General features: G+C 47.4%; 25 protein-coding genes. All 25 read right to left on the reverse strand.

Translation table 11 applies throughout. From position 1 onward, the window contains the following. Nucleotides 1–27: 27 nt before the first annotated feature. A complete protein-coding gene (gene rbfA / locus PBN151_RS09145) occupies nt 28–381 on the reverse strand; it encodes a 30S ribosome-binding factor RbfA (protein ID WP_072728754.1) in 354 nt (117 codons plus the stop codon). Nucleotides 382–435: 54 nt separating this feature from the next. Then, complete coding sequence (gene infB, locus PBN151_RS09150) at nt 436–3,309, reverse strand: translation initiation factor IF-2 (protein WP_072728755.1); 2,874 nt, start codon at nt 3,307–3,309, stop codon at nt 436–438. Continuing rightward, the gene (locus PBN151_RS09155; protein WP_021256512.1) at nt 3,287–3,625 is read right to left on the reverse strand and encodes a L7Ae/L30e/S12e/Gadd45 family ribosomal protein; all 339 of its coding nucleotides are present in this window, start codon (nt 3,623–3,625) and stop codon (nt 3,287–3,289) included. Before PBN151_RS09155 ends, infB begins: the two co-directional genes overlap by 23 nt. After that, a complete protein-coding gene (gene rnpM, locus PBN151_RS09160) occupies nt 3,618–3,929 on the reverse strand; it encodes an RNase P modulator RnpM (protein ID WP_021256513.1) in 312 nt (103 codons plus the stop codon). Before rnpM ends, PBN151_RS09155 begins: the two co-directional genes overlap by 8 nt. 86 nt (nt 3,930–4,015) lie before the next feature. Beyond that, a complete protein-coding gene (nusA, locus tag PBN151_RS09165) occupies nt 4,016–5,113 on the reverse strand; it encodes a transcription termination factor NusA (protein WP_021256514.1) in 1,098 nt (365 codons plus the stop codon). A 90-nt stretch (nt 5,114–5,203) separates the two neighbouring features. After that, nucleotides 5,204–5,665, reverse strand: a complete 462-nt coding sequence (gene rimP, locus PBN151_RS09170; RefSeq protein ID WP_072728756.1) for a ribosome maturation factor RimP — start codon at nt 5,663–5,665, stop codon at nt 5,204–5,206. A gap of 174 nt (nt 5,666–5,839) precedes the next feature. After that, nucleotides 5,840–10,165, reverse strand: coding sequence for a PolC-type DNA polymerase III (locus tag PBN151_RS09175; protein WP_072728978.1), 4,326 nt, complete (start codon nt 10,163–10,165; stop codon nt 5,840–5,842). Between the two features lie 152 nt (nt 10,166–10,317). Further along, nucleotides 10,318–11,766, reverse strand: coding sequence for a proline--tRNA ligase (gene proS / locus PBN151_RS09180; RefSeq protein ID WP_072728757.1), 1,449 nt, complete (start codon nt 11,764–11,766; stop codon nt 10,318–10,320). A 74-nt stretch (nt 11,767–11,840) separates the two neighbouring features. Next, nucleotides 11,841–13,118, reverse strand: a complete 1,278-nt coding sequence (gene rseP / locus PBN151_RS09185; RefSeq protein WP_072728758.1) for an RIP metalloprotease RseP — start codon at nt 13,116–13,118, stop codon at nt 11,841–11,843. Nucleotides 13,119–13,272: 154 nt separating this feature from the next. Next, nucleotides 13,273–14,415: a 1-deoxy-D-xylulose-5-phosphate reductoisomerase gene (locus PBN151_RS09190; RefSeq protein WP_072728759.1), complete on the reverse strand. Its 1,143-nt coding sequence runs from the start codon at nt 14,413–14,415 to the stop codon at nt 13,273–13,275. A 78-nt stretch (nt 14,416–14,493) separates the two neighbouring features. Further along, nucleotides 14,494–15,294, reverse strand: coding sequence for a phosphatidate cytidylyltransferase (locus PBN151_RS09195; protein WP_072728760.1), 801 nt, complete (start codon nt 15,292–15,294; stop codon nt 14,494–14,496). An 18-nt stretch (nt 15,295–15,312) separates the two neighbouring features. Continuing rightward, nucleotides 15,313–16,080 carry an undecaprenyl pyrophosphate synthase gene (locus PBN151_RS09200; RefSeq protein WP_021256521.1) on the reverse strand — a complete coding sequence of 256 codons (768 nt, stop codon included), beginning with the start codon at nt 16,078–16,080 and terminating at the stop codon, nt 15,313–15,315. A 99-nt stretch (nt 16,081–16,179) separates the two neighbouring features. Beyond that, nucleotides 16,180–16,734, reverse strand: a complete 555-nt coding sequence (gene frr, locus PBN151_RS09205; RefSeq protein WP_072728761.1) for a ribosome recycling factor — start codon at nt 16,732–16,734, stop codon at nt 16,180–16,182. After that, on the reverse strand, nt 16,734–17,462 hold the full coding sequence (pyrH, locus tag PBN151_RS09210; protein ID WP_021256523.1) for a UMP kinase: 729 nt from the start codon (nt 17,460–17,462) through the stop codon (nt 16,734–16,736). The genes frr and pyrH overlap by 1 nt, the downstream gene beginning before the upstream one ends. Before the next feature lie 126 nt (nt 17,463–17,588). Continuing rightward, nucleotides 17,589–18,242, reverse strand: a complete 654-nt coding sequence (tsf, locus tag PBN151_RS09215; RefSeq protein ID WP_021256524.1) for a translation elongation factor Ts — start codon at nt 18,240–18,242, stop codon at nt 17,589–17,591. Between the two features lie 143 nt (nt 18,243–18,385). After that, on the reverse strand, nt 18,386–19,084 hold the full coding sequence (rpsB, locus tag PBN151_RS09220) for a 30S ribosomal protein S2 (RefSeq protein WP_065291886.1): 699 nt from the start codon (nt 19,082–19,084) through the stop codon (nt 18,386–18,388). Nucleotides 19,085–19,275: 191 nt separating this feature from the next. Next, nucleotides 19,276–19,464, reverse strand: coding sequence for a hypothetical protein (locus tag PBN151_RS09225; protein WP_072728762.1), 189 nt, complete (start codon nt 19,462–19,464; stop codon nt 19,276–19,278). Then, nucleotides 19,457–20,140, reverse strand: coding sequence for a DUF6115 domain-containing protein (locus PBN151_RS09230; protein WP_072728763.1), 684 nt, complete (start codon nt 20,138–20,140; stop codon nt 19,457–19,459). Before PBN151_RS09230 ends, PBN151_RS09225 begins: the two co-directional genes overlap by 8 nt. 81 nt (nt 20,141–20,221) lie before the next feature. Then, entirely contained in the window at nt 20,222–20,554 is a 333-nt protein-coding gene (locus PBN151_RS09235) for a hypothetical protein (RefSeq protein WP_065291889.1), read from the reverse strand. Between the two features lie 33 nt (nt 20,555–20,587). Beyond that, nucleotides 20,588–21,994, reverse strand: coding sequence for a flagellar assembly protein A (locus tag PBN151_RS09240; protein ID WP_072728764.1), 1,407 nt, complete (start codon nt 21,992–21,994; stop codon nt 20,588–20,590). 64 nt (nt 21,995–22,058) lie between these two features. Beyond that, nucleotides 22,059–22,844, reverse strand: a complete 786-nt coding sequence (locus PBN151_RS09245) for a FliA/WhiG family RNA polymerase sigma factor (protein ID WP_021256530.1) — start codon at nt 22,842–22,844, stop codon at nt 22,059–22,061. A gap of 15 nt (nt 22,845–22,859) precedes the next feature. After that, nucleotides 22,860–23,291 carry a hypothetical protein gene (locus PBN151_RS09250; RefSeq protein ID WP_021256531.1) on the reverse strand — a complete coding sequence of 144 codons (432 nt, stop codon included), beginning with the start codon at nt 23,289–23,291 and terminating at the stop codon, nt 22,860–22,862. A 1-nt stretch (nt 23,292) separates the two neighbouring features. Continuing rightward, a complete protein-coding gene (locus tag PBN151_RS09255) occupies nt 23,293–23,787 on the reverse strand; it encodes a chemotaxis protein CheD (RefSeq protein WP_021256532.1) in 495 nt (164 codons plus the stop codon). Continuing rightward, a complete protein-coding gene (locus tag PBN151_RS09260; protein WP_021256533.1) occupies nt 23,784–24,404 on the reverse strand; it encodes a chemotaxis protein CheC in 621 nt (206 codons plus the stop codon). The genes PBN151_RS09255 and PBN151_RS09260 overlap by 4 nt, the downstream gene beginning before the upstream one ends. Nucleotides 24,405–24,408: 4 nt before the next feature. After that, nucleotides 24,409–24,870, reverse strand: a complete 462-nt coding sequence (locus PBN151_RS09265) for a chemotaxis protein CheW (protein ID WP_044356881.1) — start codon at nt 24,868–24,870, stop codon at nt 24,409–24,411. Between the last annotated feature and the right edge of the window lie 45 nt (nt 24,871–24,915).

The raw sequence follows: 24,915 nt of genomic DNA on the forward strand, positions 1-24,915 counted from the left end.
TCACTTGTGCGTTCTTATGCTGCTGACTTAGTTATTGTCGCGATCGCGAATTTCACCAAGCAGCTTTTCAATATGGCTACCGTATTCGATTGAAGAATCGATCTTGAACAGCAGCTCTGGAGTATGACGAAGACGAATTCGCTTGCCAATCTCGGAACGAAGGAATCCGCTCGCCTTCTCCAATGCTTTTATGGATTGTTCCTTTTGTTCTTCATTGCCCATGACACTCAAGTACACTTTGGCTTGTGACAAATCGTTCGTTACATCAACGCCTGTCACCGTAATGAAGCCGATTCGAGGATCCTTAATCTCGGTTTGGATCAACTGGCTAAGTTCCTTCTTCATCTGCTCGCCAACACGTCCGGAGCGAAAGTTCGCCATGGGAAACACCTCATTTCATATATAGCTTACAACATCATCTGAGTTGAAACCATTCTATTTGCGTTCGATGGTTTCCATGACAAAGGCTTCGATGATGTCGCCTTCCTTCATGTCATTGTACTTCTCAAGCATAATACCACACTCGTAGCCTTGCGCAACTTCCTTCGCATCATCCTTGAAGCGCTTGAGCGAGTCGATTTTGCCTTCGTGAACAACAATGCCCTCACGAACAAGGCGTACTTCTGCAGAGCGGGAAATCTTACCTTCTGTAACCATACATCCTGCGATTGTACCGACTTTGCTGATTTTGAACGTATTGCGTACTTCAGCATGACCGATCACAACTTCTTTATATTCTGGATCAAGCATACCCTTCATCGCCTGCTCGATTTCTTCAACGATCGAGTAGATGACACGATGCAAGCGAACATCAACCTTCTCTTGATCAGCAGTAATCTTCGCTTGTGCGTCTGGACGAACGTTAAAGCCGATAACGATAGCGTTGGACGCTGTTGCCAAGATGATGTCCGACTCTGTAATTGCACCAGCGCCGGAGTGAATAATCTTAACGCGAACTCCTTCAACTTCAATCTTCTCGAGCGAGCCGCGAAGTGCTTCAACAGAACCTTGAACGTCACCCTTGATGATTACGTTCAATTCTTTCATCTCGCCGTCTTTAATGTGCTTGAACAAGTCATCCAACGTTACACGAGTATTCGCACCCAATTGGCTCTCTCTATAAGTTGTCGAACGCTTCTCAGCAATGGAACGAGCCTTACGCTCATCATCGAACGCGACAAACATATCGCCAGCTTGTGGAACATCTGTAAGACCTGTAATTTCGATCGGTGTAGATGGACCGGCTTCTTTCAAGCGACGACCCCGGTCGTTCACCATTGCGCGAACACGGCCGAAGCATGTGCCAGCAACGAATGGATCTCCGACTTTCAATGTACCTTGTTGAACGAGTATACGTGCAACAGGTCCACGGCCTTTGTCCAACTCAGCCTCGAGTACAGTACCGCGAGCTTCCTTGTTCGGGTTGGCCTTGAACTCATTTACTTCGGACACGAGCAGAATCATTTCGAGCAATTCTTCTAAGCCCGTACGCTGCTTCGCAGAAACGTTAACGAAGATAGTATCTCCGCCCCACTCTTCTGGAACCAATTCATATTCTGTCAATTCCTGCTTCACGCGATCGACATTGGCTTCTGGCTTATCGACCTTGTTAACAGCTACGATAATTGGGCAGTTCGCCGCCTTTGCGTGGCTGATTGCCTCAACCGTTTGCGGCATAACACCATCATCAGCAGCAACGACGATAATCGTAATGTCCGTTACTTGAGCACCGCGGGCACGCATCAGCGTAAACGCTTCGTGGCCTGGTGTATCCAGGAATGTTATCTTCTTCGAGTTGAACTCAACTTGGTATGCACCAATATGCTGCGTAATACCGCCTGCTTCTCCACCCGTAACGTTCGTCTTGCGGATCGAATCAAGCAATGTCGTTTTACCATGGTCAACGTGACCCATAATCGTAACAACTGCTGGACGTTCAACCAAGTCTGCTGCATCTTCTTCTTTTTCTTCTGTTTCCTCGAACGGATCTTCGGATACAGGCAGCTTCAAATCAACTTCAACCTTGAATTCGTCTGCAATCAATTGGATTGTATCCAAATCAACTTCTTGGTTGATTGTTGCCATAACGCCCATGAGCAAGAACTTCTTAATAACCTCGGAAGCGTCTTTATGAAGCAATTTTGCCAATTCACCTACTGTCATTGCACCGCGTACAATAATCTTTTTCGGCGTATTGTCAATCTTCTCACGCTGTACCTGCTGTTGATTATTTCTGCCTCTGTTCTTGCCGCCGCGGCCGCGCATGCCTCCGCCATTACGGTTGTCATCGAAGCGTCTCTTATTATTATTATTGTTGTTTCTTGATTGATTTCTTCCACCGGAGAAATCATCGCTACGCTCACCGAAGTTTCTGTTCGGACGTTGCTGAGCGCCTTGCCCCCCCGTACGTGCTTGATCACCTTGACGCTGCTGGCCGCCTTGTGCAAAGCGCGCTTGACCACTGCTTTGTTGGCTGCCTTGACCTGGACGTGAACCGCCACCTTGGCCTGGACGCGAGCCGCCGCCTTGACCTGGACGTTGTTGTCCGCCTTGGCCTGGGCGCGAGCCGCCACCTTGACCCGGACGTTGTTGTCCGCCTTGGCCTGGACGTGAACCGCCACCTTGGCCTCCTTGGCGAGGGCCGCCACCTTGACCTGGACGCGATCCGCCCTGTCCTTGACGCGGGCCGCCGCCTTGACGCGGTGCGCCTTGGCCTGATCTTTGCTGGCCGTTAGATCTGTTACCTTGGTTTTGCTGTTGTTCACCTGATCGACGTTGTTCTTGTCCGTTCATATTCCCCTGTTGGTTTCCTTGTCTATTATCCATATTAATGTTTATCTCGCCCTGTCTATTATGGTCTTTTTGACCGTCACGACCTTCACCGCGATTACTGCGATCCTGACGTTCATCACGCCCGCCTCGGTTATCTTCGCGCTGATGGTCGCGACCGTCACGTTGCATTTGCTGCTGTCCAGCACGTGAGTCGCGCTGATCCGACCGGCCCTGACTTGAATTTCCTGCCGATTGGCCAGCTGTTCTATCTGGTACTTCTGTTGTTTTTGACTGGCTGATGTTCACTTTCGGGTGTGGGGTGCTATTGCTTTCCCGCTTCGCCTGCGCATTCTCCTTAATCGTGCGCATGTACGATTCGACTTTCCCCACGGCATCATTCTCCATTACGCTCATATGATTGTTAACTGGTATGTTAAGACGTTTGAGTATCGTAATAATTTCTTTGCTGCTCATATTAAGCGATTTGGCATATTCGTAAACTCTTGTTTTGTCCTTAGTGTTCTCTTGTTTGCTCAATATACTCCACCTCCGACATCGTTTTCAGCCCGTTCGTCATCATGGTCGCAAATCCATCATCCGTTACCGCCAATACTACCCGTTGCAATTTCCCGATGCTCTCACCGAGTTCGGTTCGCGTAAATCCGATAGCAAGTGGCACCCCGTACGACTTACATTTATCTCGAAACTTCTTCTTCGTGTTGTCAGAAGCGTCCGCCGCAACAATCACCAAGCGTGCTTGCTTATTGCGAATCGCCTTGAGGACTATCTCATCACCAGTCGCAAGCTTCCCTGCCCGCTGGGCAAGACCTAGCTGCGACTTGACCTTACTCATGATCGTCCTCCTGCTCCTTCAAGGCGTGGAATTCATCCTCCACCTTGATGAAGTCTTGAGCAAGCTGTTCATAGATGGCAGAGTTCACCTGATGCTTCAAAGCCCGATCAAGCGCACGAGACTTATGTGCAAGTCTGAAGCAGGACAACTTCCCACATAGGTATGCGCCGCGTCCAGACTTCTTCCCTGTCAAATCGATTAGAACCTCGTCCTGTGGTGTCTTCACAACACGGATTAGCTCTTTCTTCGGCATCATTTCTTGACATGCGACACACTTGCGAAGTGGAACTTTCCTTGTTCTCATGACTCAATCCCCCCTTACGATTCGGTCATACATCCCTGATTGAAGGAGACGACCGCTTCATATGGCGTTGGTCGCGCCTTCAGTGTTTATTCGCTTACTTCCATGCTGTCATCTGGTGTGTGCTCATCAGAAGACATTGGAAGCCCTTCTTCATCAGCTTGAGTCTCGCTTTTAATATCAATTTTCCAGCCAGTCAATTTTGCAGCAAGTCGAGCGTTCTGACCCTTAATCCCAATTGCCAGTGACAACTGATAATCAGGCACGATGACACGAGCCATTTTCTCAGCTTCACGAACTTCCACATCAACAACTTTGGATGGGCTCAGTGCATTCGCTACATACTCACTTACATCTTCTGACCAGCGCACGATATCAATTTTCTCGCCGCGCAGCTCATTAACAATTGTCTGGACACGCATACCTTTAGGGCCAACGCATGAACCAACTGGATCAACTTCCTCGTTGCGGGAGTATACCGCAATTTTAGAACGTTGACCCGCTTCACGAGCTACCGATTTGATTTCAACGACGCCGTCGAAGATTTCAGGCACTTCCAGCTCGAACAAGCGCTTTAGCAGTCCAGGATGCGTGCGGGACAAAATAATTTGCGGCCCCTTGGTCGTGTTCTCCACTTTCGTAATGTATGCTTTGGTGCGATCACCGTGCTTGAACTTTTCATTCGGCATCAATTCATTCAATGGAAGAACTGCTTCCACTTTACCCAAATCTACATACACATTACGCATGTCCTGACGTTGTACAATACCTGTTACGATATCATCCGACTTGTCGATGAACGCGTTATAGATAAGACCACGCTCAGCTTCCCGAATACGCTGTGTCACAACTTGTTTCGCTGTTTGCGCAGCGATACGGCCAAAATCACGTGGTGTAACCTCAATCTCACAAATATCATCCATTTGGTAGTTCGGATTATGTTCGCGAGCAGCATGAAGTGAAATTTCAAGACGTGGGTCCAACACCTCGTCCACTACGTTCTTGCGTGCATATACTTTAATTACTCCAGTTGCCCGATTGATGTCTACACGTACATTTTGTGCAGTATTGAAGTTGCGCTTATAGCTCGAGATCAGAGCCGCTTCAATCGCATCAATGAGTACTTCCTTGCTAATTCCTTTTTCTCTTTCGATTTCCGACAACGCGTCAATAAAATCCATACTCATTTGGTGAGTTCCCCCTTTCAGCCGAATCCGGCTTCATTCCAATAATGTTACATTCAGCAGAACGATATCCAATCGTTGATTACAATCGTCCTAAAAAACGATAGCAAGACGTGCGCTCGCTACCTTCTCATACGGAATTGCATGTTCCTTCTTGCCGACTTGAACGACAACCGTCTGTTCATCGAAGGAAGTGAGAACCCCTTCGAACTCCTTCAATGCGCCAATGGGTTCGTATGTAGTCACATACACATGCTTGCCTACCGCCTTAACGAAATCCTTCGTCTTCTTCAGCGGGCGTTCCGCACCTGGAGACGATACTTCCAAGAAGTACGCGTCTGTAATCGGATCGTTTTCGTCCAGCTTCTGGCTTAATACTTCACTAATACGGCCGCAATCCTCAATGTCAATGCCGCCTTCCTTGTCCACAAATACGCGAAGAAACCAACTGCTGCCTTCCTTCACATATTCCACATCGACAAGTTCGAAGTTGTTCTCTTCCAAATAGGGTGTGATCATATCCTCAACTGTCGATTTGATATTGGCTGAGCTCAAATTCAAGAACCTCCTGAATGTTAGGAATAATGATGTTCCTCTATGTTAGAACCCGATACTAAACATGAAAGAGTGGGTTTCCCCACTCTTTACGTAACGGATTTATCCACATGATTACCAAAAAAATTATATCATAGCCATCTACAATATGGCAAGGGTGTCTCCGATCATGCACTAAAACAGAGACAATTGGTTCGTCTCCGGCAGTCCCCGGAAGCACCCCATCTGATTCAGGAGCTCGACAATCGTCTTCGTTGCCTTGGAACGCATCTGGAAATCCTCGATGGACAAGTACTCCACCCCATCGCGAGAAGCCGCAATATTGCGTGCCGCATTATCCCCGATCCCTTGTACTGCAGAGAATGGCGGGATGAGCGAGTTGCCATCAACAAGGAATTTCGTTGCATCTGATCGATATAGATCGATTGGCTTGAATGAGAACCCACGGGCTGTCATTTCAACCGCCATCTCCAAGATCGAGATCATGGCCTTCTCTTTCGTTGTTGCTTGGAAGCCCTTTGCCTCGATCTCATCGATCTTCTTATTGATCGCATCATAACCTTGGCAGCATAGTTCGATATCGAAGTCCTCCGCACGAACAGTAAAGTAAGTCGCATAGAACTCGATTGGATGGTACAGCTTGAAGTAAGCTGTACGTACCGCGGAAATAACATAAGCAGCAGCATGGGCTTTCGGGAACATGTATTGAATCTTCAAGCAGGAATCAATGTACCATTGCGGCACATTGCAGTTTTTCATCTCTTGAATCCATTCATCACTAAGACCTCGGCCCTTACGAACGCTCTCCGTAATTTTAAATGCAAGCCCAGCGTCCATACCGGCTTTGTAGATTAAGTACAACATGATCTCGTCACGACAACCGATTACGGTCTTAATCGTACAGATCCCATTCTTAATCAGTTCCTGTGCATTACCGAGCCATACGCCCGTGCCATGGGACAACCCAGAGATCTGCAGCAAATCGGCGAACGTGCTTGGCTGTGCTTCCACAAGCATCTGGCGCACGAAGCGTGTTCCCATCTCCGGTACGCCAAAGGTCGCAACCGGTGTCCGGATCTGCTGCGGCGTTACGCCGAGTGCGTCAACGGAGTTGAACATACTCATGACCTTCGGATCATTCATCGGAATCGTCGTCGGATCAACGCCTGTCAAATCCTGCAGCATCCGCATCATCGTCGGATCATCGTGACCCAGAATATCAAGCTTCAACAGGTTATCTTCGAAGGCATGATAATCGAAGTGCGTCGTCTTCCATTCAGCCGTTGTATCATCCGCCGGATATTGAACGGGTGTTACGTCTTCCACTTCAATATAGTCTGGCACAACGACGATACCGCCCGGATGCTGACCTGTGCTGCGTTTTACGCCGGTACATCCTGCTGCTAGACGGTTAAGCTCTGCTCCGCGCCATCGCTTGCCGTGGTCTTCTTCATATTTCTTCGCGAATCCATAAGCCGTCTTCTCCGCTACCGTACCAATCGTTCCCGCACGAAATACACTCTTTTCACCGAACAGCACCTTCGTGTAGTTGTGTGCGACAGGCTGATAGTCCCCCGAGAAGTTCAAGTCGATATCGGGAACCTTATCCCCCTTAAATCCAAGGAACGTCTCGAACGGAATATCTTGTCCATCGCCCTTCATTGGCTGGCCACACTCCGGACAATCCTTGTTCGGCAGGTCAAATCCACTCGGCACACTGCCGTCCGTGAACCATTCGCTGTGCTTGCATTCCGGATTGCGACACGAATAATGCGGTGGCAGCGGATTAACTTCTGAGATACCAAGGAACATCGCAACGACGGAAGAACCTACGGATCCCCGTGAACCAACCAAGTAACCATCTTCATTGGACTTCTTCACAAGACGCTCTGAGATCAGATAGTTCGCGGAGAATCCGAATTTAATGATTGGTACCAGTTCCTTCTCCAGACGCTGCACAATAATATCGTTCAACGGTTCCCCGTAAATGCTCATTGCCTTATTGTAGCACTTATCACGAATTTCCTGATCTGCACCCTCGATGTTCGGTGTGAATAATTCCTTCGGGAACAGATCGAAATCTTCAAATCGTTCCAACAGCGTGTTCGTATTCTCCACAACAAACTTGTAAGCTTGTTCCTTACCCAAAAATTCAAATTCTTGAAGCATTTCATTCGTCGTGCGGAAATGCGCATCCGGTTTGCGAATATCCTTCAGTGGACTGAAGCCCGTAATTCCATGAATGGTAATATCACGGAACATCTTGTCTCGTGGATGCAGGTAATGCACATTGCCTGTTGCGACGACGAGCTTATTCTGCTTCTCGCCAATCTGAACAATTTTGCGAATAGCGCCTTCGATCTCGGCCGTCGATCCAACCAAACCCTTCTCTACCAAATGCATATACATCGTCAAAGGCTGAATTTCAAGGACGTCATAAAACTCTGCTACTTGCTCGGCTTCCTCCACCGACTTGTTAAGTACGGTCTCGAAGAATTCGCCTTTCTCACAGCCGGACATAATGAGCAAGCCTTCGCGCATCCCCACCAGTTTACTCTTCGGAATGCAGGCTACCCGCTTGAAATATTCTGTATGAGACATTGACACAAGCTTATACAGATTTTTCTTGCCTACTGCATTAAGCGCATAAATGCCGCAGTGAAATGGACGGGCATTTTGTAGGTTCTGCCCTACATAATCATTCATGCGTTCCAGCGTCTCGATTCCGATAAGCTGCTGAGCGTCCTGAAGTAGTCCCGTAAGAATGCCGCCTAGTGCAATCGTATCGTCAATCGCACGGTGATGGTTCTCAAGTGATACTTTATATTTAGCTGCCAACGTATTGAGTCGGTGATTTTTGAGTGTCGGATGCAGCAAACGCGCTAGCTCCAAGGTATCGAGTACCGGATTCATCATATCTGGCAGATTCATTAGCTTCAAGTTATGCTGGATAAAGCCAATATCGAACCTCGCGTTATGCGCAACAAGAATGGTATCTTGGGCAAATTCCACAAACTTCGGAAGCACTTCTTCGATATCTGGTGCATCAGCTACCATTTCATCCGTAATATTAGTAAGCTGTTGAATGTTATAAGGAATTCGTACATGCGGATTGACGAAAGTGCTGTACCTATCAATTTCTTTGCCTTCTTGCATTTTGACAGCTGCAATCTCGATGATTTTATTGTTTGTTACAGACAAACCGGTTGTCTCGATATCGAATACGGTATAGATGGCATCTTTCACCGGACGATTGTCCGCATTTAGAACAACTTCCATATTGTCATTCACGACATTCGCTTCTAAGCCATAAAGCATTTTAATGCCATTTTTCTTGGCTGCCTTCGCTGCCTCTGGATAACACTGAACGTTGCCGTGATCCGTTACCGCGATCGCCTTATGGCCCCACTTCGCCGCCTGCTTCACATAATCGCTGATAGACGTAACTGCATCCATTGCACTCATCGTAGAATGAAGATGGAATTCCACGCGCTTCTCCTCAGCAGTATCCTTGCGTTCTGCCGGTGCCTTTACTTCATTCAGATCATTTGGCATCATGACAAGCTCAGGGACTTGCATGAAGCGATCGTACTCAACACGTCCACGAGCTTTGAGCCATTGACCATTCGAGATGAGGCTCAGCATTTTAACGTCTTCCTTCGTCTTCGCGAACATTTTCATCGCCATAGAGTCAGAAAAATCAGTTAGGTTGAATGTGAATAAGGTACTGCCATTGCGAAGTTCCTTCATCTCAACGCCAAATACTGCACCTTGAATCGTGACACGTTTCTCTTCATCCTGTACATTCATGATTGGAGTCGGCTCATCCTTAATGTCGTATCCGACATGCAGACGCTCTGGCGCTTCTCCTTCTTCTTCCTCGACTTCACGTGCTGATTCTTCCATCATTTGCTGAATAACTTGGCGCTCTTCTTCCATCAGCTTCTGCTGGAATGCTTCATAGGCTTCCGTATCATGGCTGCCCTGCTGCATCGTTACACGAAGTGTGCGTGTGAAATACGTCTCAAAGAACGTCGTGCAATATTTATCAATCTGCTTCTTCTTCGCCAGCTCTAATGATGTCGCATCCGGCAAAAAAAGCTTGATCAAATCTTTCTCAACTTCATACTGCCCTTTGTGCAGCCAACCGTTAACTGAAGCAACCTCTCGCTTGACCCATTCCATGAACAAACTCCAATAGGCATCTACGATCTCCTTATTTGGAAGCTGCTCTTCATAGTGGAATATGATCTTAATCTTGGCAATGTGGGACAACTTGTCCTGTACACGCAGGCAAAACGTACGGTAAGCTTCTGCCGGAACGACAGTTGACTTGCCTATATAAATCGTCCACTCTTTATTGGAGCGGCTGCACTCCACTCTATCAATCCATCCATCATGGAAAAAGCTATCTAACAGTTCAACAGGAACCTCCGCCTGTCTCATCAACAATTCAAATCGCTTCCGTTTATCTGTCATATAGACTGAAGCACCTCCCAACCCCATACTGCTGCCGTACCTAATGGCAAAGTGGCAGTGTGTGAACAAAGAGAAGCCCCCCTCAATCGAGCCATCGTCCGGTGTTCCGTTGGATGTTCCAATGATGGAAGCTTCCCTTCATTGCGCCCCTGCTTCGAGGAGCATGTATCTAATTAATACGCTCGTGCAAATACGACCGTATGCTTGGCATCTTCTCCGCAGACAAGGCACTTCGTCTTTGCCGTTTGCGGTTCGAATGGAATGTTGCGGCTTGTTGCACCAGTCTCATCCTTAACATGCTTCTCGCACGCTTCCGATCCACACCAGCCAGCAAGTGTAAATCCACGTTTTTCTTCCATTTGTGCCTTCATCTCGTCAATTGTCTCTACCGAGTAGAAGTGCTCATCACGGAAGGAACGTGCACGCTCGAACATTTCTTGATGGACGTCAGCAAGCATGCGGTTCACTTCTTCAACCAAATCCGCCTGCTGTACAATGCGCTTCTCGCCTGTTACGCGGGATACCAATACGCAAACACCATTCTCCATATCACGCGGGCCAATTTCAAGGCGAACAGGCACGCCGCGCATTTCATACTCATTGAATTTCCAACCTGGGCTAATATCAGAGCGATCATCCATGCGAACACGTACGCCTGCTTGCTTCAATTCGCTGAACAACTCGTTAGCTCGTCCCACAACTTGCTCGCGCATCTTCGCTGGCCCGATTGGAATCATAATAACCTGTGTAGGAGCTACCTTCGGAGGCAATACAAGACCTCTGTCATCACCGTGCACCATAATCATGGAACCGATCAGGCGGGTGCTGACCCCCCATGAGGTAGTATGAACAAATTCCTGTTCATTCTCACGCCCCAAGAATTTAATATCAAAAGCAACCGCAAAATTCGTTCCCAAGTAATGCGATGTTCCAGCTTGAACGGCTCTGCCGTCTTTCATCATCGCTTCAATGGAGAACGTATCTACTGCGCCGGCAAATTTTTCAGAAGGAGTCTTCTGACCTTCAATGACAGGAATTGCGAGATAATCTTCCACAAATTCACGATATGTTTTCAACATGAGCATCGTTTCTTCGCGTGCTTCCTGCTCAGTCTCGTGCGCAGTATGGCCTTCCTGCCACAAGAACTCACTTGTACGCAAGAACGGCAATGTGCGCTTCTCCCAACGAACAACGTTCGCCCATTGGTTAATCAACACAGGCAGGTCACGGTACGATTGAATCCATTTGGAGTACATATGGCCAATCATTGTCTCGGATGTCGGACGAATCGCCAGCTTCTCCTCTAATTGTTCGCCGCCTGCTTCGGTTACCCAAGGCAGCTCAGGATTGAAGCCTTCAACGTGTTCTTTTTCCTTCTGGAAAAAGCTCTCTGGTATGAACATTGGGAAGTAAGCATTACGATGGCCAGTAGCCTTGAAGCGGCGATCCAGCTCGTCACGAATATGTTCCCAGATTTCGTAGCCATCTGGGCGGAATACGATACATCCTCGGACTGGAGAATAATCCATTAAATCCGCCTTCTTAATCACATCAATATACCAACGGGAGAAGTCCTCCTGCTGTGGGGTAATCTCCGTAACAAACTGCTTCTCTTTCGACATAACGGTATACGTTCCTCCCGATAAACACGGTTATTCGTATTCTAGTATAAATGAAATGAACCGTGATATAAATGTTAACCTTTAACCAATCGTAATATATCATTGTAGGTTACAGCAAGCATCAATAGCATGAGCATTGCAAAACCTACAAAATGAACCATGCTCTCCCTGCTCGGATCAACAGGCTTACCTCTGACAGCCTCCAGCCCAAGGAATACGAGACGGCTTCCATCCAACGCCGGGATTGGAAGCAAATTGAAGATTCCCAAATACAAGCTCAAAATCGCCGTCCATAATGTAAGCTGTTCGATCCCTTTCTTCGCAATCTGTCCTGTTACTTCGAACGTCCGAACCGGACCGCCCAAGTCGTCCAGTTTAAATTGACCGAAGATAAGCATGCGGAATCCTTCAAAAATCTTCTCCGTCGTATTCACCATAGATGTTGATGCGAACGACATCGTCTCACCGAATGAAGCCGTTCGTGTTGGCAGTACCGGTACGATACCAACCTTGCCGCCTTCTTGACCTTCCACCTTCTGTGGAGTCAGTGTTGCAGTGAAGCGTTCTTCACCACGTACAATAAGGAATGTCATCGGCTTGCCTTCAGAGTCAGCAATCAGCTTAATCAACATGTCACGATTGCCGCCAATTTGCTTGCCGTTCACTTCCTCGATAATATCTCCTTTTTGCAGTTGTGCCTGCGCAGCAGGAAGTCCTGGTGATACGTCTCCAATCTTCACAGACGTCGGGTTCTCGACCGGAACGCCCGAAATGGATACCGATACGCCGAACAAAATAAAAGCGAGCACAAAGTTCATAAAAGGCCCTGCAAAAATAGCTAGCGCCCGTTGGCCCACTGTCTTGCTGCCAAACTGACGATCATGAGGCGCGATCTGAATTTCGTCGCCCTTCACAATCATTTTAGCTTGCGGATGAATATCGTACGTAACTTCTTCATCCTCAACATCCAGCGTCAGCTTCAACGTATGCTCCAGATCAATCGTCTTCACTTCGCCACGCACAACCTGCTTGCGCATGTCTAATTGATCCAGATACAGCTTCGTCACCTTGTTATCACTGGACACACGTATCGCTATCGTCTGCCCTGGACTGACCTCTACAATTTCAGGATCTTCGCCTGCCATCCGTACAAAGCCGCCAACTGGCAATAACCGGAGTGTATATTTGGTTTCCCCACGAGTATAGGAGAATACTTTCGGACCGAATCCGATAGCGAACTCTCTAACGAGAATCCCCGCGCGTTTAGCGAAAATAAAATGTCCCCATTCATGAATCGTTACGATAACGAAAAAGACGAGCACGGTTAAAAATACGATTTGCACCATCTGCACTGCGTAGAATCCTCCTTTGTGTGCGTGTTCAATCGTCCTAGTACAACCCTAGGCTTCAAGAACGGCCCAATAACAATCGGACAGCGGTTTGTCTATATAGATTATCATTATTCTCCAATCCCGCACAAGAGAATCCATATCTAGTGAATGGCGATTATAAAATGGAGAGAGCCTCCGAACGCGTTCGCATATCTGTCTCCTGAATAGCTTCCAAGGACGGATGCCGAATCGCAGTATGTTTCGATATTAAGGTACTCACGATACGTTCAATATCCAAGAAGGAAATTTCACCTCGCAGGAATCTCGCTACAGCCACTTCGTTCGCCGCATTAAACACGGTAGTAGCTGTACCTCCTGTTCTGCCGCACTCATAAGCATAACGAACCATAGGGAATCTCTCTGTATCCATCTCACGGAAATGAAGCTTCGCCACCTCAGCTAAATTAAGCGAAGCCGATGTATTCGGAAGTCTTTCCGGATACGCCAATGCATACTGGATAGGTACGCGCATATCAGGAACCCCCAATTGCGCAATAATGCTTCCATCCAAATATTCGACAAAAGAATGAATAATACTTTCAGGATGGATAAGTACATGAATTTGATCATAAGGCAAATCGAACAGCCAGCGAGCTTCAATCACTTCAAGCCCTTTATTAGCCATTGTTGCTGAATCGATCGTCACCTTCGCGCCCATGGACCAATTCGGATGCTTAAGTGCATCCTCAACGGTAACATTCGCCAGCTCGTCCCTCGTGCGATCGCGGAAGCTGCCGCCTGATGCTGTCAATGTAATGGCACGAACTCCGCGCATCGGCTCTCCGTTCAAGCATTGGAAGATAGCGGAGTGCTCACTGTCAACTGGCATCAGCTTGACGCCTTTCGCTTGTGCACGTTCTGTTACCAGATGACCAGCTGTTACCAGCGTTTCTTTGTTCGCAATGGCAATCGTCTTGCCTTCATCGATAGCCGCGAGCGTTGACTTCAGACCGACACTTCCTACAACAGCTGTAACGACCGTATCGGCGTCAGTCCCCGCTGCCACTTCGACCAATCCATCTTCACCATAATACAGTTCAACACCCTGGGGCAGTTGTTCCCGCAGGCGATCTGCTGCAGCCTTATCGTGAACCGATACAATGCTGGGCTTGAACTCTCGTATCTGCTCAAGCAGCAATGTTGTATTGTTCCCAGCTGCTAACGCTTCTACCTTAAACTGCTCAGGATGCTGTCTGACGATGTCGAGTGTCTGTGTCCCGATGGAGCCGGTCGATCCAAGTATGGATATCCGCTTCATGACCTCACCTCTTCATCCTATTCATAGCTATATCTATTACATGATAACATCATCGCTGTTCTGCCGATGACGTTCAATTTACAACGTTAATAATCCGATCAAATGCACAAATGGAAATACGACAAGCCAGCTGTCGCATCGATCCAGAACACCGCCATGCCCAGGCAGCAATGTACCTGAGTCCTTCACACCACGAACTCGCTTATATGCTGATTGAATCAAATCACCGAACTGACCGACAACAGCTGCAGATACCCCAATGCCAAATGCAAGCGGCAAGCTGACAATATCCGGTCGTCCGACAGCAAATAATAGCGCCACAATAATTGATGTCAGTACACCGCCAATTGCTCCTTCAATCGTCTTATTAGGACTAATCGACGGCCAGAGCTTGTTCTTGCCGATCGCACGCCCAATGAAGTAAGCACCAATGTCCGATGACCAAATGGCTGCAAACAGCATAAGCGTCCAGAATAAGCCGTCATCTCCCATTGAAGTACGCGTTAGCATCATATATTTGAAGCCAATGCCAATATAGAATGCTCCCAGCCACAATTGTGACACTGCTTCAATGGACACTTTGTTTTTGGATAATACGGTCACACCCAGCATCAGCAGCAGGCTGATCCATACAATAGCCTCCAATGACAGATTCCATCCAATTGATAAGCTTGTCCACGGAATCACAATCAAGGACATCGTTGCGTAGCCAATCAACGATGCCAGATCGAACGGTGATACATGATGCATTCGAGCAAATTCATAATAACCTACAAAGGCAAGTGCGAGGAGCAGCAGTTCATATGGCAGACCGCCAATTATGCATAATGCGCCGAACAATAGTCCTGCTATAAGCCCTGTAACGATGCGCTGTTTCATATAGACTGTTCCTCCAACTTATTGTAATCCACCGTATCTTCGCGTTCTGCGCTGATACTCCATAACGGCCTCCATTAGATGTCGCTCAGTGAACTCTGGCCAGTAATCATTGGTGAACCACAATTCGCTGTACGCGATTTGCCAGAGCATGAAGTTACTTAATCTCATTTCTCCGCTTGTACGAATGAGCAGATCAGGATCAGGCAAGCTGCTGGATAAGAGATGATCGTGGATCATGCTCTCATCAATCGAACCAACTTCAATCTCACCTGTTTTCACTTTACGTACAATATCACGAACACCTTCTACGATTTCACGCTGACTACCATAATTCAAAGCAAAATTCAAAATAAGTCCTGTATTGTGCTTCGTCTTTTCAATGGCTTCTTCAAGTGCCAGAATCGTATGTTTAGGCAATCGGTCACGATAGCCCATCATACGCACTTGAACATTTTTCTCAATCAATTCTTCGAGTTCGATCGCCAAAAATTCCTGTGGCAATTTCATGAGAAAATCGACTTCGTCCTTTGGGCGTTTCCAGTTTTCGGTCGAAAAAGCGTACATCGTAAGCACTTTTACGCCCATATCATTCGCTGCGATGGTTACGCGCTTAACGGCTTTCATTCCTGAATGGTGGCCGGCAACGCGCGGCAAGCCCCTTTTTTTAGCCCAGCGACCGTTACCGTCCATAATGATCGCCACATGTTGTGGGATATTATCCGGCATCAGTTCCAGCTGCTTGTGGCCTCCACGCTGCTGTAACCATGTTTGGAATCGCTTAATCATTCGGTCTCCTCCAACCCGGTGATGAAAAAAAAGACAATAAACCCCACCGTTCGGAGGGGCATGAAGAACAAAAAGAATAGGTTCTATCGTGTCTAACTTTTATACTTCCATAATTTCTTTTTCTTTAGCAACTAATACTTTATCAACTTCAGCGATGTATTTGTCAGTCGTCTTCTGGATATCTTCTTGATGACGACGGGACTCATCTTCTGAAATGTCCGTTTTCTCAAGCTTCTTGATGTCATCATTCGCATCACGACGAATGTTGCGGACAGCAACTTTCGCTTCTTCACCGAACTTCTTCGTGTGCTTCACGAGCTCTGCACGACGTTCTTCTGTCAACGCTGGAATCGCAAGACGAATCATTGATCCATCGTTAGCTGGAGTCAGTCCAAGATCCGACTTCATAATTGCGCGCTCAATATCAGACAATGAGGATTTGTCCCAAGGCTGGATCATAAGCGTGCGCGGATCTGGCGTGCTGATGTTCGCCAATTGGTTTACCGGCGTCATCGCGCCATAGTATTCTACTTGAATACGATCAAGCAATGCAGGTGTTGCGCGTCCAGCGCGCAATGTTGCCAGTTCCCGTTTTAGAGCGGCAATCGCCTTTTCCATGCGTTCTTCTGCGTTTTTCTTCACTGCTTGTGGCACTATTCTACACTCCCTTTTACAATCGTTCCAATCTTCTCGCCGAGCACGACGCGCTTGATATTGCCAGACTCCGTAATTGCAAATACAATAAGCGGAATGTTATTGTCCATGCACAGCGAGGATGCCGTTGAATCCATTACACCCAAGTTGCGGTTCAATACTTCCATATATGTCAATTGCTCAAACTTCTCAGCTGTCTCATCCTTGAATGGGTCAGCCGAGTATACACCATCGACTTTATTCTTCGCCATCAAGATCACATCAGCTTCGATTTCAGCGGCACGAAGCGCAGCTGTCGTATCCGTCGAGAAGAATGGATTCCCGGTTCCTGCTGCAAAAATAACAACACGTCCCTTTTCCAAATGACGTATTGCACGACGGCGAATATATGGTTCTGCGATTTGTTGCATCGCAATCGAAGTTTGTACACGAGTCGGCACGCCAATTTGTTCGAGGGCATCCTGTAAGGCAAGCGAGTTCATAACCGTTGCAAGCATCCCCATGTAGTCTGCTGTTCCGCGGTCGATTCCTTTTTCACTTCCCGCAATACCGCGCCAAATGTTGCCGCCTCCGCAGACGATTGCGACCTCTACGCCAAGCTCTACAACTTCTTTCACTTGCTCGGCAATGGAGTTGATCATTTCGGATTCGATGCCGTATCCAGCTTGCCCGGACAACGACTCTCCGCTTACTTTAAGTACGATACGTTTATAAACCGGTTGTTTCAATGTATACCCTCCACTTTTCCATAACGGCCGCTAAAAAAGAAGGAACACGATGTGTTCCAACTTTTAAGCGCGTCTGTTGATTACGTAGTAGCCGCGTTCGAATGCTCTCTTTTCAAAAAGAAAAGATTACTTCAGGTTCGCTTGAGCCATAACTTCTTCAACAAAATTATCTTCTTTTTTCTCCAAGCCTTCACCAAGCTCGAAGCGAGCGAAGCGACGGATAGAAATGTTTTCACCGATTGTTGCGATTTTTTCTTTCAGCAACGTTTCGATTGTTTTGTCTGGGTCTTTAATGAAGGATTGCTCCATCAAGCAATACTCTTCATAGTATTTACCGATGCGGCCTTCAACCATTTTTTCAACGATTTTTTCAGGCTTGCCTTCGTTCAATGCTTGTGCTTTCAAGATTTCTTTTTCTTTCTCGATTTCCTCTTGAGAAACTTCTTCGCGGCGAACATATTTTGGAGCAGTCGCTGCGATTTGCATAGCTACATCACGAGCGAAATCTTTGAAGTTGTCCGTTTTTGCTACGAAGTCTGTTTCGCAGTTGATTTCAACCAATACGCCGATACGTCCGCCAGCGTGGATGTAAGACTCAACCACACCTTCCGTTGCGATACGATCGGATTTCTTAGCTGCTGCTGCAAGGCCTTTCTCACGAAGCAATTCAGCTGCTTTCGTCAAATCGCCGTTAGCCTCTTCCAATGCTTTTTTGCAATCCAGCATACCTGCGCCTGTTTTTTCGCGCAATTCTTTTACTGCACTCGCATTTACTGCCATGTCGTATTTCCCTCCATCAATAAATTGGCACCCACGTATATGTACGATTAACGGCACCGAACGTTATACAGCTTAAAAAAAGGGCGGCGAGAGGTGAACCACCTGCCAACCACCCTTTTGTTCATCCAATTAGTATTCCAAAATTACGCTGTTGTTTCTTCGCCTTGATGAGCTTCAACAATTGCGTCAGCCATCTTAGCAGTCAACAATTTAACTGCACGGATTGCATCGTCGTTACCAGGGATAACGTAGTCGATTTCGTCCGGATCACAGTTTGTATCAACGATACCTACGATTGGGATACCCAGTTTACGAGCTTCCGCAACTGCGATACGCTCTTTGCGTGGATCGATTACGAACAACGCGCTAGGCAAACCTTTCATATTTTTGATACCGCCCAAGAACTTCTCGAGACGATCTTTTTCTTTGCGAAGAATGATAACTTCTTTCTTCGGAAGAACTTCGAATGTTCCATCTTCTTCCATCGTTTCGAGTAGCTTCAAGCGATCGATACGTTTTTGGATTGTTTCGAAGTTAGTCAAAGTACCACCCAACCAACGTTGGTTGATGTAGTACATGCCGCAACGCTCAGCTTCTTCCTTAACGGAATCTTGAGCTTGCTTTTTCGTACCTACGAACAAGATTGTTCCATTTTCTTCGCCGACGGATTTTACAAAATTGTAAGCTTCCTCGACCTTTTTCACTGTCTTTTGCAAGTCAATGATGTAAATACCGTTACGTTCTGTGAAGATATATCTGTCCATCTTCGGATTCCAACGACGTGTTTGGTGACCGAAGTGTACCCCAGCTTCCAAAAGCTGTTTCATGGAGATAACTGCCATCTTCACTACACCTCCTAATATGGTTATTTATCCTCCGCCAGTATCCTCTTTCGTTGAGACTTCCCGCAGTCAACCCGACAGAAAGCACCCTCACTGAAATACACTGACGTGTGTTCTTAACACCGTCATTTAATATACCATAACGCCTACCCAGTTGCAACCACTTTATCCACTGTTCGGGTCAAGCTATACTACTTGTTATTCGAACTCGCGGGCTGCTGCGGCACAAGCTTATATCCAGCCTGCTCGGCAGCTCGACGAAGCTCCGTATCCGATATCGGTTCTATCGAACGCTGACCGATAAGACACAGCTGAAGAAGGAGACCCCCTAGCACAATTCCGGCGCCTAACCCGATAAGAAAGCGGCGATCCTTAATCATGTGATCCCTCCTGCTGCCCCAACCGGATAATTAACTGGAGCTCACCAATTGGCATCCCCAGATGGTCTGCAATAGCCTGCTCTGTCCATCCGTTCTGAAAGAGTCTGAAGATCTCCGCGTATCGTGTTTGAATGGGAGCGCTAGACTGTTCTTCATGAAGTTCTTCATGAAGTTCTTCATGAGAATCAGCTTCATCTGCAGCATGAAGTTCTTCCTTACGAGACGAGGCAGATCTATGTCCGCTCGGAACGGATAACGATGCCATCTGCGAGGGAACCGTCTCTTGTAATTCTGAGTCTTGCGTATTGGCTGTGCGCTGCAGAAGCTCCTGCTCGCGTTCAGACAGTGCGGAGGGATGACCTGCTTCTAATTCCGTATCTACAGGTTGTGCAGTTGCCTGCTCTAAGCTGCTCCATTTGCTCTCCCATGCTTGTTCAAGCTTGTCCATTCGCTTGCGCAGCGCCTCATCCCGGTACTCTCCCTCTTGCTTCATCCGCTCAATGACTTTTAAGAGCTTCTCATTTTCATCTTCAAGTTCTGTCATATAATGCTCAAGTGTATCTTCCATATTACGTCGTATTTCTGTGGTGTCCATTGTTGCCTGAGTGCGAGGACGAAGCCATCCAATGACAACGATGACACCACCTAACAGCACAATGTAGATCCAAGGTTCCATGTATGCACCTCCTTATGTTGTCACGCTTCCTAAATGCAAGCGCCGCGATCCTCACGTTATGCGGGAACCCGGCGCCACCATTTAACACATGAAATCGATATGCTTTCCTTTGAAAGGATGTTGAGCCGGAACCATGACTTGCTCAGTTTCATCTTGTTTTTGCTCCGAATGGCTGTTATCGCTTCCATCCCGTTCTGCATGGTTCCCACCTTCATGATGTTGATTGCGAATGCGAGCATCCTGTGATGACTCCACCTGTGCATTTCGTTCCCGCGACTTTTCCATCAACCTTTGGGCTTGGTCGTTCAGTATCGCTTGTTCTGTTACAGGACGCTGTTGCTGTTGATGCTGCAATGTCGATGACTCTTGCGTTCGTGGTATCGCGATTTGCATTTCTACAGGCTTCCAATTCATCGAATCACCCCGGTTAGGCTATTGTCCTTCACCTTAACGGTAAGTTGTCATCATGATATCGCCGTCAACGATCCGGAAGGAAATACGCTGTGCCATATCTTTGATGAAACGAACATTGCGTCCAATAACCAGCTTAGCTCCACCGTATATCGTATGAGACACATCTATGGAAGACACAGCTGTGTCCTCAAGCAACTTCTCAATCTCCAGCATACGCTCTCGCATTTCAGTCTGCTCTCCAACAAGCTGCTTTTTCGTAGAATTCAGCTTAATGCGCATGCCTAGCTTCTCCCCTGTCAACTGCCCAGTAGCGGCAAGCTGATCGAGTATGCGAAGTGCCTTTTCGGTTTTTTCTACGTTCTCAATATTATATTTAAGCTTAGTCCGTAAATCCGTCAATTCATTGCGCAAATCCGGCAGCACCCCTACTTCAATTACGGTGGCCGTGGACATCGTATTGCCAATTGTACGTGCAATCACTCGCTCACCTGCTTGTACAATCCCGCCCACAATAAGTCCCTTGGTGCCTTGGCATACAACCCGCTTGCCTGCTCGAATATTGGAGTGCATAATACTCTGCGATACATTGACCTCAGTGCCCGCAACGACGGTGGCCTCCTGAATGAACGAACATTTCACATGGGTTCCGGCCTTGACCATCCCTTTATTGCCGGCAATAATGCCTCCGCTTACCTCAATGCAGCCTTCCGCAGTAAGCGTTGCACCTTCCACGCCGCCATATACGCGAATATCTCCTGAAGCTTTCACAGTAAAGCCTGTCAGCACATTGCCGCGAATGACAATCGTACCGACAAAATCAATATTACCAGTGCGATAGTCCACATCTCCGTTTACTTCATACACAGGGAACACACTGATTCGTTCCGGCTCAATACGGGAGATGAGTCCGTCAATCGCCGAATAAAGCGCATTTTCCGCCTCATCTAGAACAACATTCTTCCCTTGCTTGAATCGTGCCTCACGCCCAGTGATGGCCTTCATCTCCTCACCAAGAACGGACATGCCGGGTATCCCTTCTTGGCTCGGAATTCGCTTGGCTATCATTTGACCCTTCTTCACATTGTCCAACTGCTTCACTTCACGGAAATTAACCGTTCCGTCTTCCCGTTCAGCCGGCTTGGACTCCTTCCCGTTCTGCGGAAGCAGAAGCTCTATTCGACCATCTACACCGTGTACGGGTGCTTTTCCATGAGCGACCATCGTCGCACCTCGAGCAAAATTGTTCGGATTCGCAGCGATATCCTTCAATACCTGAGACTGTACTCCATATCGAATGCCGTAGGAACGCAGCAATTCGTCCAGCTCTTCAATCGTGCACGTGAGCCCTTCAACAGCCTTCTTAAAATGGAGATGCGCCTGCAATTTATCTTCAGATACGGTTATTTCCAAATACTCTTCCAATGCCAATGTCATACTCACGAAAAACCCCCCTTTCTTTTTCTCTTTATTCAGCGTAGTTTCTTCTCAACTATTCCGTATCCCATCAATTTTCCATCAGCATTGGCTTCTGCTTCTCCAATACGGTTCGAAGTCTCAGTATCGCCTTAGAGTGCAGCTGCGAAATTCGAGATGGTGATAGTGACATCACTTCCGCTATCTCACTTAGTGACAAATCCTCATAATAGAACAAGGAGATCACTGTTCTCTCTTTATCGGTTAATTTATCAATTCCCTGAACAAGTGCTTCCTTTAAATAGTACTCATTTACCTTATACTCCGGATTCTTCGCCGTCTCATCGATAAGAAGCGATATTCGCGTCTCAGAGTCGTCCTCACGAATCGGATCTTCCAATGAACAAATCGACATGATCGATACGTCTTGAAGCATCCCTTGGAAGTCCTTCTCACTGACTTGCAAATAGGAGCTCATCTCTTCATCCGTAACTGTACGCAAGTATTGCTGCTCCAATTGCTGATAAGCCTCTTCAATTTTCTTCGCCTTCTCTCTTACCGAGCGAGGTACCCAATCTCCAGAACGCAGTCCGTCTAGGATGGCTCCACGAACCCGCCATGAGGCATAGGTTTCAAATTGCAGCCCTCTGTGGTAATCGAATTTCTCAACAGCATCTATCAGGCCAATCACACCATGGCTTGCCAGATCGTCCTTACTTACATTGCGAGGCAGACCTGCAGCAAGTCGATTCGATACGAAGTCGACGATCGATAGATGATTTTCTATCAATTGCCGCTTCGCATCCTGATCACCATGATCCTTCCAGCGTTCCCACAGTCCCTCTTGCGAGCCAGGTTGTAATTTCTGTACGCTCACCGACAGTCAACCTCCTTACTTTTGTACGAAGTGACGAACAGCCTGTGCCAATTCCTCCGCATCTGGTTGCGCTTTGGTCACGAGCTTGGGTGGTTGCAGCGGTTGGAACGAGCCGCCTTCATCTTCTACCGGATTTGACTTCGAATCTGCACCGTTCGGCCGCAGTAAATCTCGAAGAACATCCTCTTCATCCGGAGTTGTCATGTCCAACATCGTCCCTGCGTTTGGATTCTTAGATGCGCCGGCCTCAGGCTGCTTGCCTTCATCGTCAGATAGCAGCACGCCCAAGGCAAATCTGACCCCATATGCGAGTCCGAACCATATTACAAACGCAATAATTGCTCGGAGAAGACTCGTCGTCCATACATTATTGCTCCATGACACCATTAAGGCAAAGATAGATCCAACAGCACCGAATATGTAATTCCAACGTATTGTTCCTCTCATGCTATATATCCTTTTCACCCATCTGCACGCTGCGAATGTGAAGTCTCCCGTCATCACAGAACAGTTCTATCGTTCTCCCATAATTGGCGCCTGTGTCTTCGGCATGAAGCGGGATACTGTATTGCTCCAACATCGATTTGCAGGAATCTACATTCCGTGGTCCGATACGCATCATATCGTTATTCGAAGCAAAAGCAAACATCTGGGCGCCTCCAGCCATCTTCGCATGAACCCGGGACAGAGAAGCACCCGCTTCTGTCATACGGCGTATCAATTCTGGAATGGCAGTATCCGCATACTTGGCGATGTTGCGATTCCCCTCTCTAGCAATATCCGAAGACGGCAGCATAACATGCGCCATTCCGGCAATTTTGGCAACCGGGTCATATAACGTCAATCCAACGCACGATCCGAGACCGGTCGTTCGTAAGGAACCGAAACGGCATACCTGCAAATCAGCCATTCCGACTTTTACAACCGTCGACTCTTCTATCATTCGAATGGCACTCCCAATGCAGCAAATATTTTGTCAAAAGAGTCCGGGTCAGGTATTAAGAAAAAGGTTCCTTGCACTTCATCACAGTCTTGCAAAAACTTCGTATCAATTAGCAACGCACTGTCTCCCATTTCCCCGTATTGCAGTATTCCGTAGTTGAGCACTGCGCCCGCCATATCGATAGCAAGCTGAGGAACCGTTGGCGACATCGCCATATGAGTGAAATCTGCCAAGGAAGACAAATAAGAACCTGCTAAAATGTTGCCGATCTCCGACAAGGCGGACAATTCCATGTCATTGAAACATTGACTCGTATCTGAAGGCAATGCTTCCAAGTGCGACAAAAGACGCTTAGCGGCATCCGTATCGAACATAAAGAACAAATGACTTGGCGCATCTCCTTCGACACGAAAATATATTGCAATCACAACATGTTCTGCGCCACCAACCTCGTCCGCAATTTCCTCGAACGGCAGAAGCCGCACCTTCGGTACAGCCATGTCAATCGGTCGGTTGAGCAGCCGGGATAGTGCCGTTGCGGCGTTGCCAGCACCAATATTCCCGACTTCCTTCAGAACATCCAGCTTGAACTCTCCGAGTCGTTCGAATAAGTGCACGCTGTTATGCCTCAAGCTGTTCTAATCGAATAATTTCACTCTTATTCAGCACTTCGGCCAAATGGAGCATAATAAGTAAACGGTCATCCCCAATCTTAGCTACGCCGCGCAAGTATTTGGCTTGAATGCCGCCCACAACCTCTGGGGCCGGTTCGATATCTTCGTCCATAATATCAATAACATCATTGGCACTATCCACGATAAAGCCAACTTCCAAATCTTCATAAGCTACGATAATAATACGAGATTGTTCCGTCACTTCCGCAGACGGCAATCCGAATCGACCACGAAGCTCGATGACCGGAACAACAACCCCGCGCAAGTTAATAACACCTTTAATGAAGTCGTATGTTTTCGGAACCCGTGTGATAGGGAGCATACGCTCTATCGTTTTTACCTTTTCAACTTCGATTCCGTATTCTTCTTCCCCTAACGTAAAGACAACGACCTTTAACTCTTCTGCCATGTCACGTCCTCCTTCATTTGAATATGACTATTCTGCAATCATAAA

The sequence above is a fragment of the Paenibacillus sp. NAIST15-1 genome, assembly GCF_001894745.1.
GTDB classification, from domain to species: domain Bacteria; phylum Bacillota; class Bacilli; order Paenibacillales; family Paenibacillaceae; genus Paenibacillus_B; species Paenibacillus_B suaedae.

What these genes read in the sequence shown, in the direction of transcription:
- proS (WP_072728757.1), bottom strand. Translation starts at nt 11,766, where the DNA reads ATGTCGAAAGAGAAGCAGTTTGTTACGGAGATTACCCCACAGCAGGAG.
- PBN151_RS09200 (WP_021256521.1), bottom strand. Translation starts at nt 16,080, where the DNA reads ATGATTAAGCGATTCCAAACATGGTTACAGCAGCGTGGAGGCCACAAG.
- PBN151_RS09225 (WP_072728762.1), bottom strand. Translation starts at nt 19,464, where the DNA reads ATGATTAAGGATCGCCGCTTTCTTATCGGGTTAGGCGCCGGAATTGTG.
- rpsB (WP_065291886.1), bottom strand. Translation starts at nt 19,084, where the DNA reads ATGGCAGTTATCTCCATGAAACAGCTTTTGGAAGCTGGGGTACACTTC.
- PBN151_RS09235 (WP_065291889.1), bottom strand. Translation starts at nt 20,554, where the DNA reads ATGAATTGGAAGCCTGTAGAAATGCAAATCGCGATACCACGAACGCAA.
- rnpM (WP_021256513.1), bottom strand. Translation starts at nt 3,929, where the DNA reads ATGAGAACAAGGAAAGTTCCACTTCGCAAGTGTGTCGCATGTCAAGAA.
- PBN151_RS09250 (WP_021256531.1), bottom strand. Translation starts at nt 23,291, where the DNA reads ATGAGAGGAACAATACGTTGGAATTACATATTCGGTGCTGTTGGATCT.
- nusA (WP_021256514.1), bottom strand. Translation starts at nt 5,113, where the DNA reads ATGAGTATGGATTTTATTGACGCGTTGTCGGAAATCGAAAGAGAAAAA.
- rbfA (WP_072728754.1), bottom strand. Translation starts at nt 381, where the DNA reads ATGGCGAACTTTCGCTCCGGACGTGTTGGCGAGCAGATGAAGAAGGAA.
- PBN151_RS09255 (WP_021256532.1), bottom strand. Translation starts at nt 23,787, where the DNA reads ATGATAGAAGAGTCGACGGTTGTAAAAGTCGGAATGGCTGATTTGCAG.
- PBN151_RS09195 (WP_072728760.1), bottom strand. Translation starts at nt 15,294, where the DNA reads ATGAAACAGCGCATCGTTACAGGGCTTATAGCAGGACTATTGTTCGGC.
- PBN151_RS09155 (WP_021256512.1), bottom strand. Translation starts at nt 3,625, where the DNA reads ATGAGTAAGGTCAAGTCGCAGCTAGGTCTTGCCCAGCGGGCAGGGAAG.
- PBN151_RS09265 (WP_044356881.1), bottom strand. Translation starts at nt 24,870, where the DNA reads ATGGCAGAAGAGTTAAAGGTCGTTGTCTTTACGTTAGGGGAAGAAGAA.
- tsf (WP_021256524.1), bottom strand. Translation starts at nt 18,242, where the DNA reads ATGGCAGTAAATGCGAGTGCAGTAAAAGAATTGCGCGAAAAAACAGGC.
- PBN151_RS09190 (WP_072728759.1), bottom strand. Translation starts at nt 14,415, where the DNA reads ATGAAGCGGATATCCATACTTGGATCGACCGGCTCCATCGGGACACAG.
- PBN151_RS09230 (WP_072728763.1), bottom strand. Translation starts at nt 20,140, where the DNA reads ATGGAACCTTGGATCTACATTGTGCTGTTAGGTGGTGTCATCGTTGTC.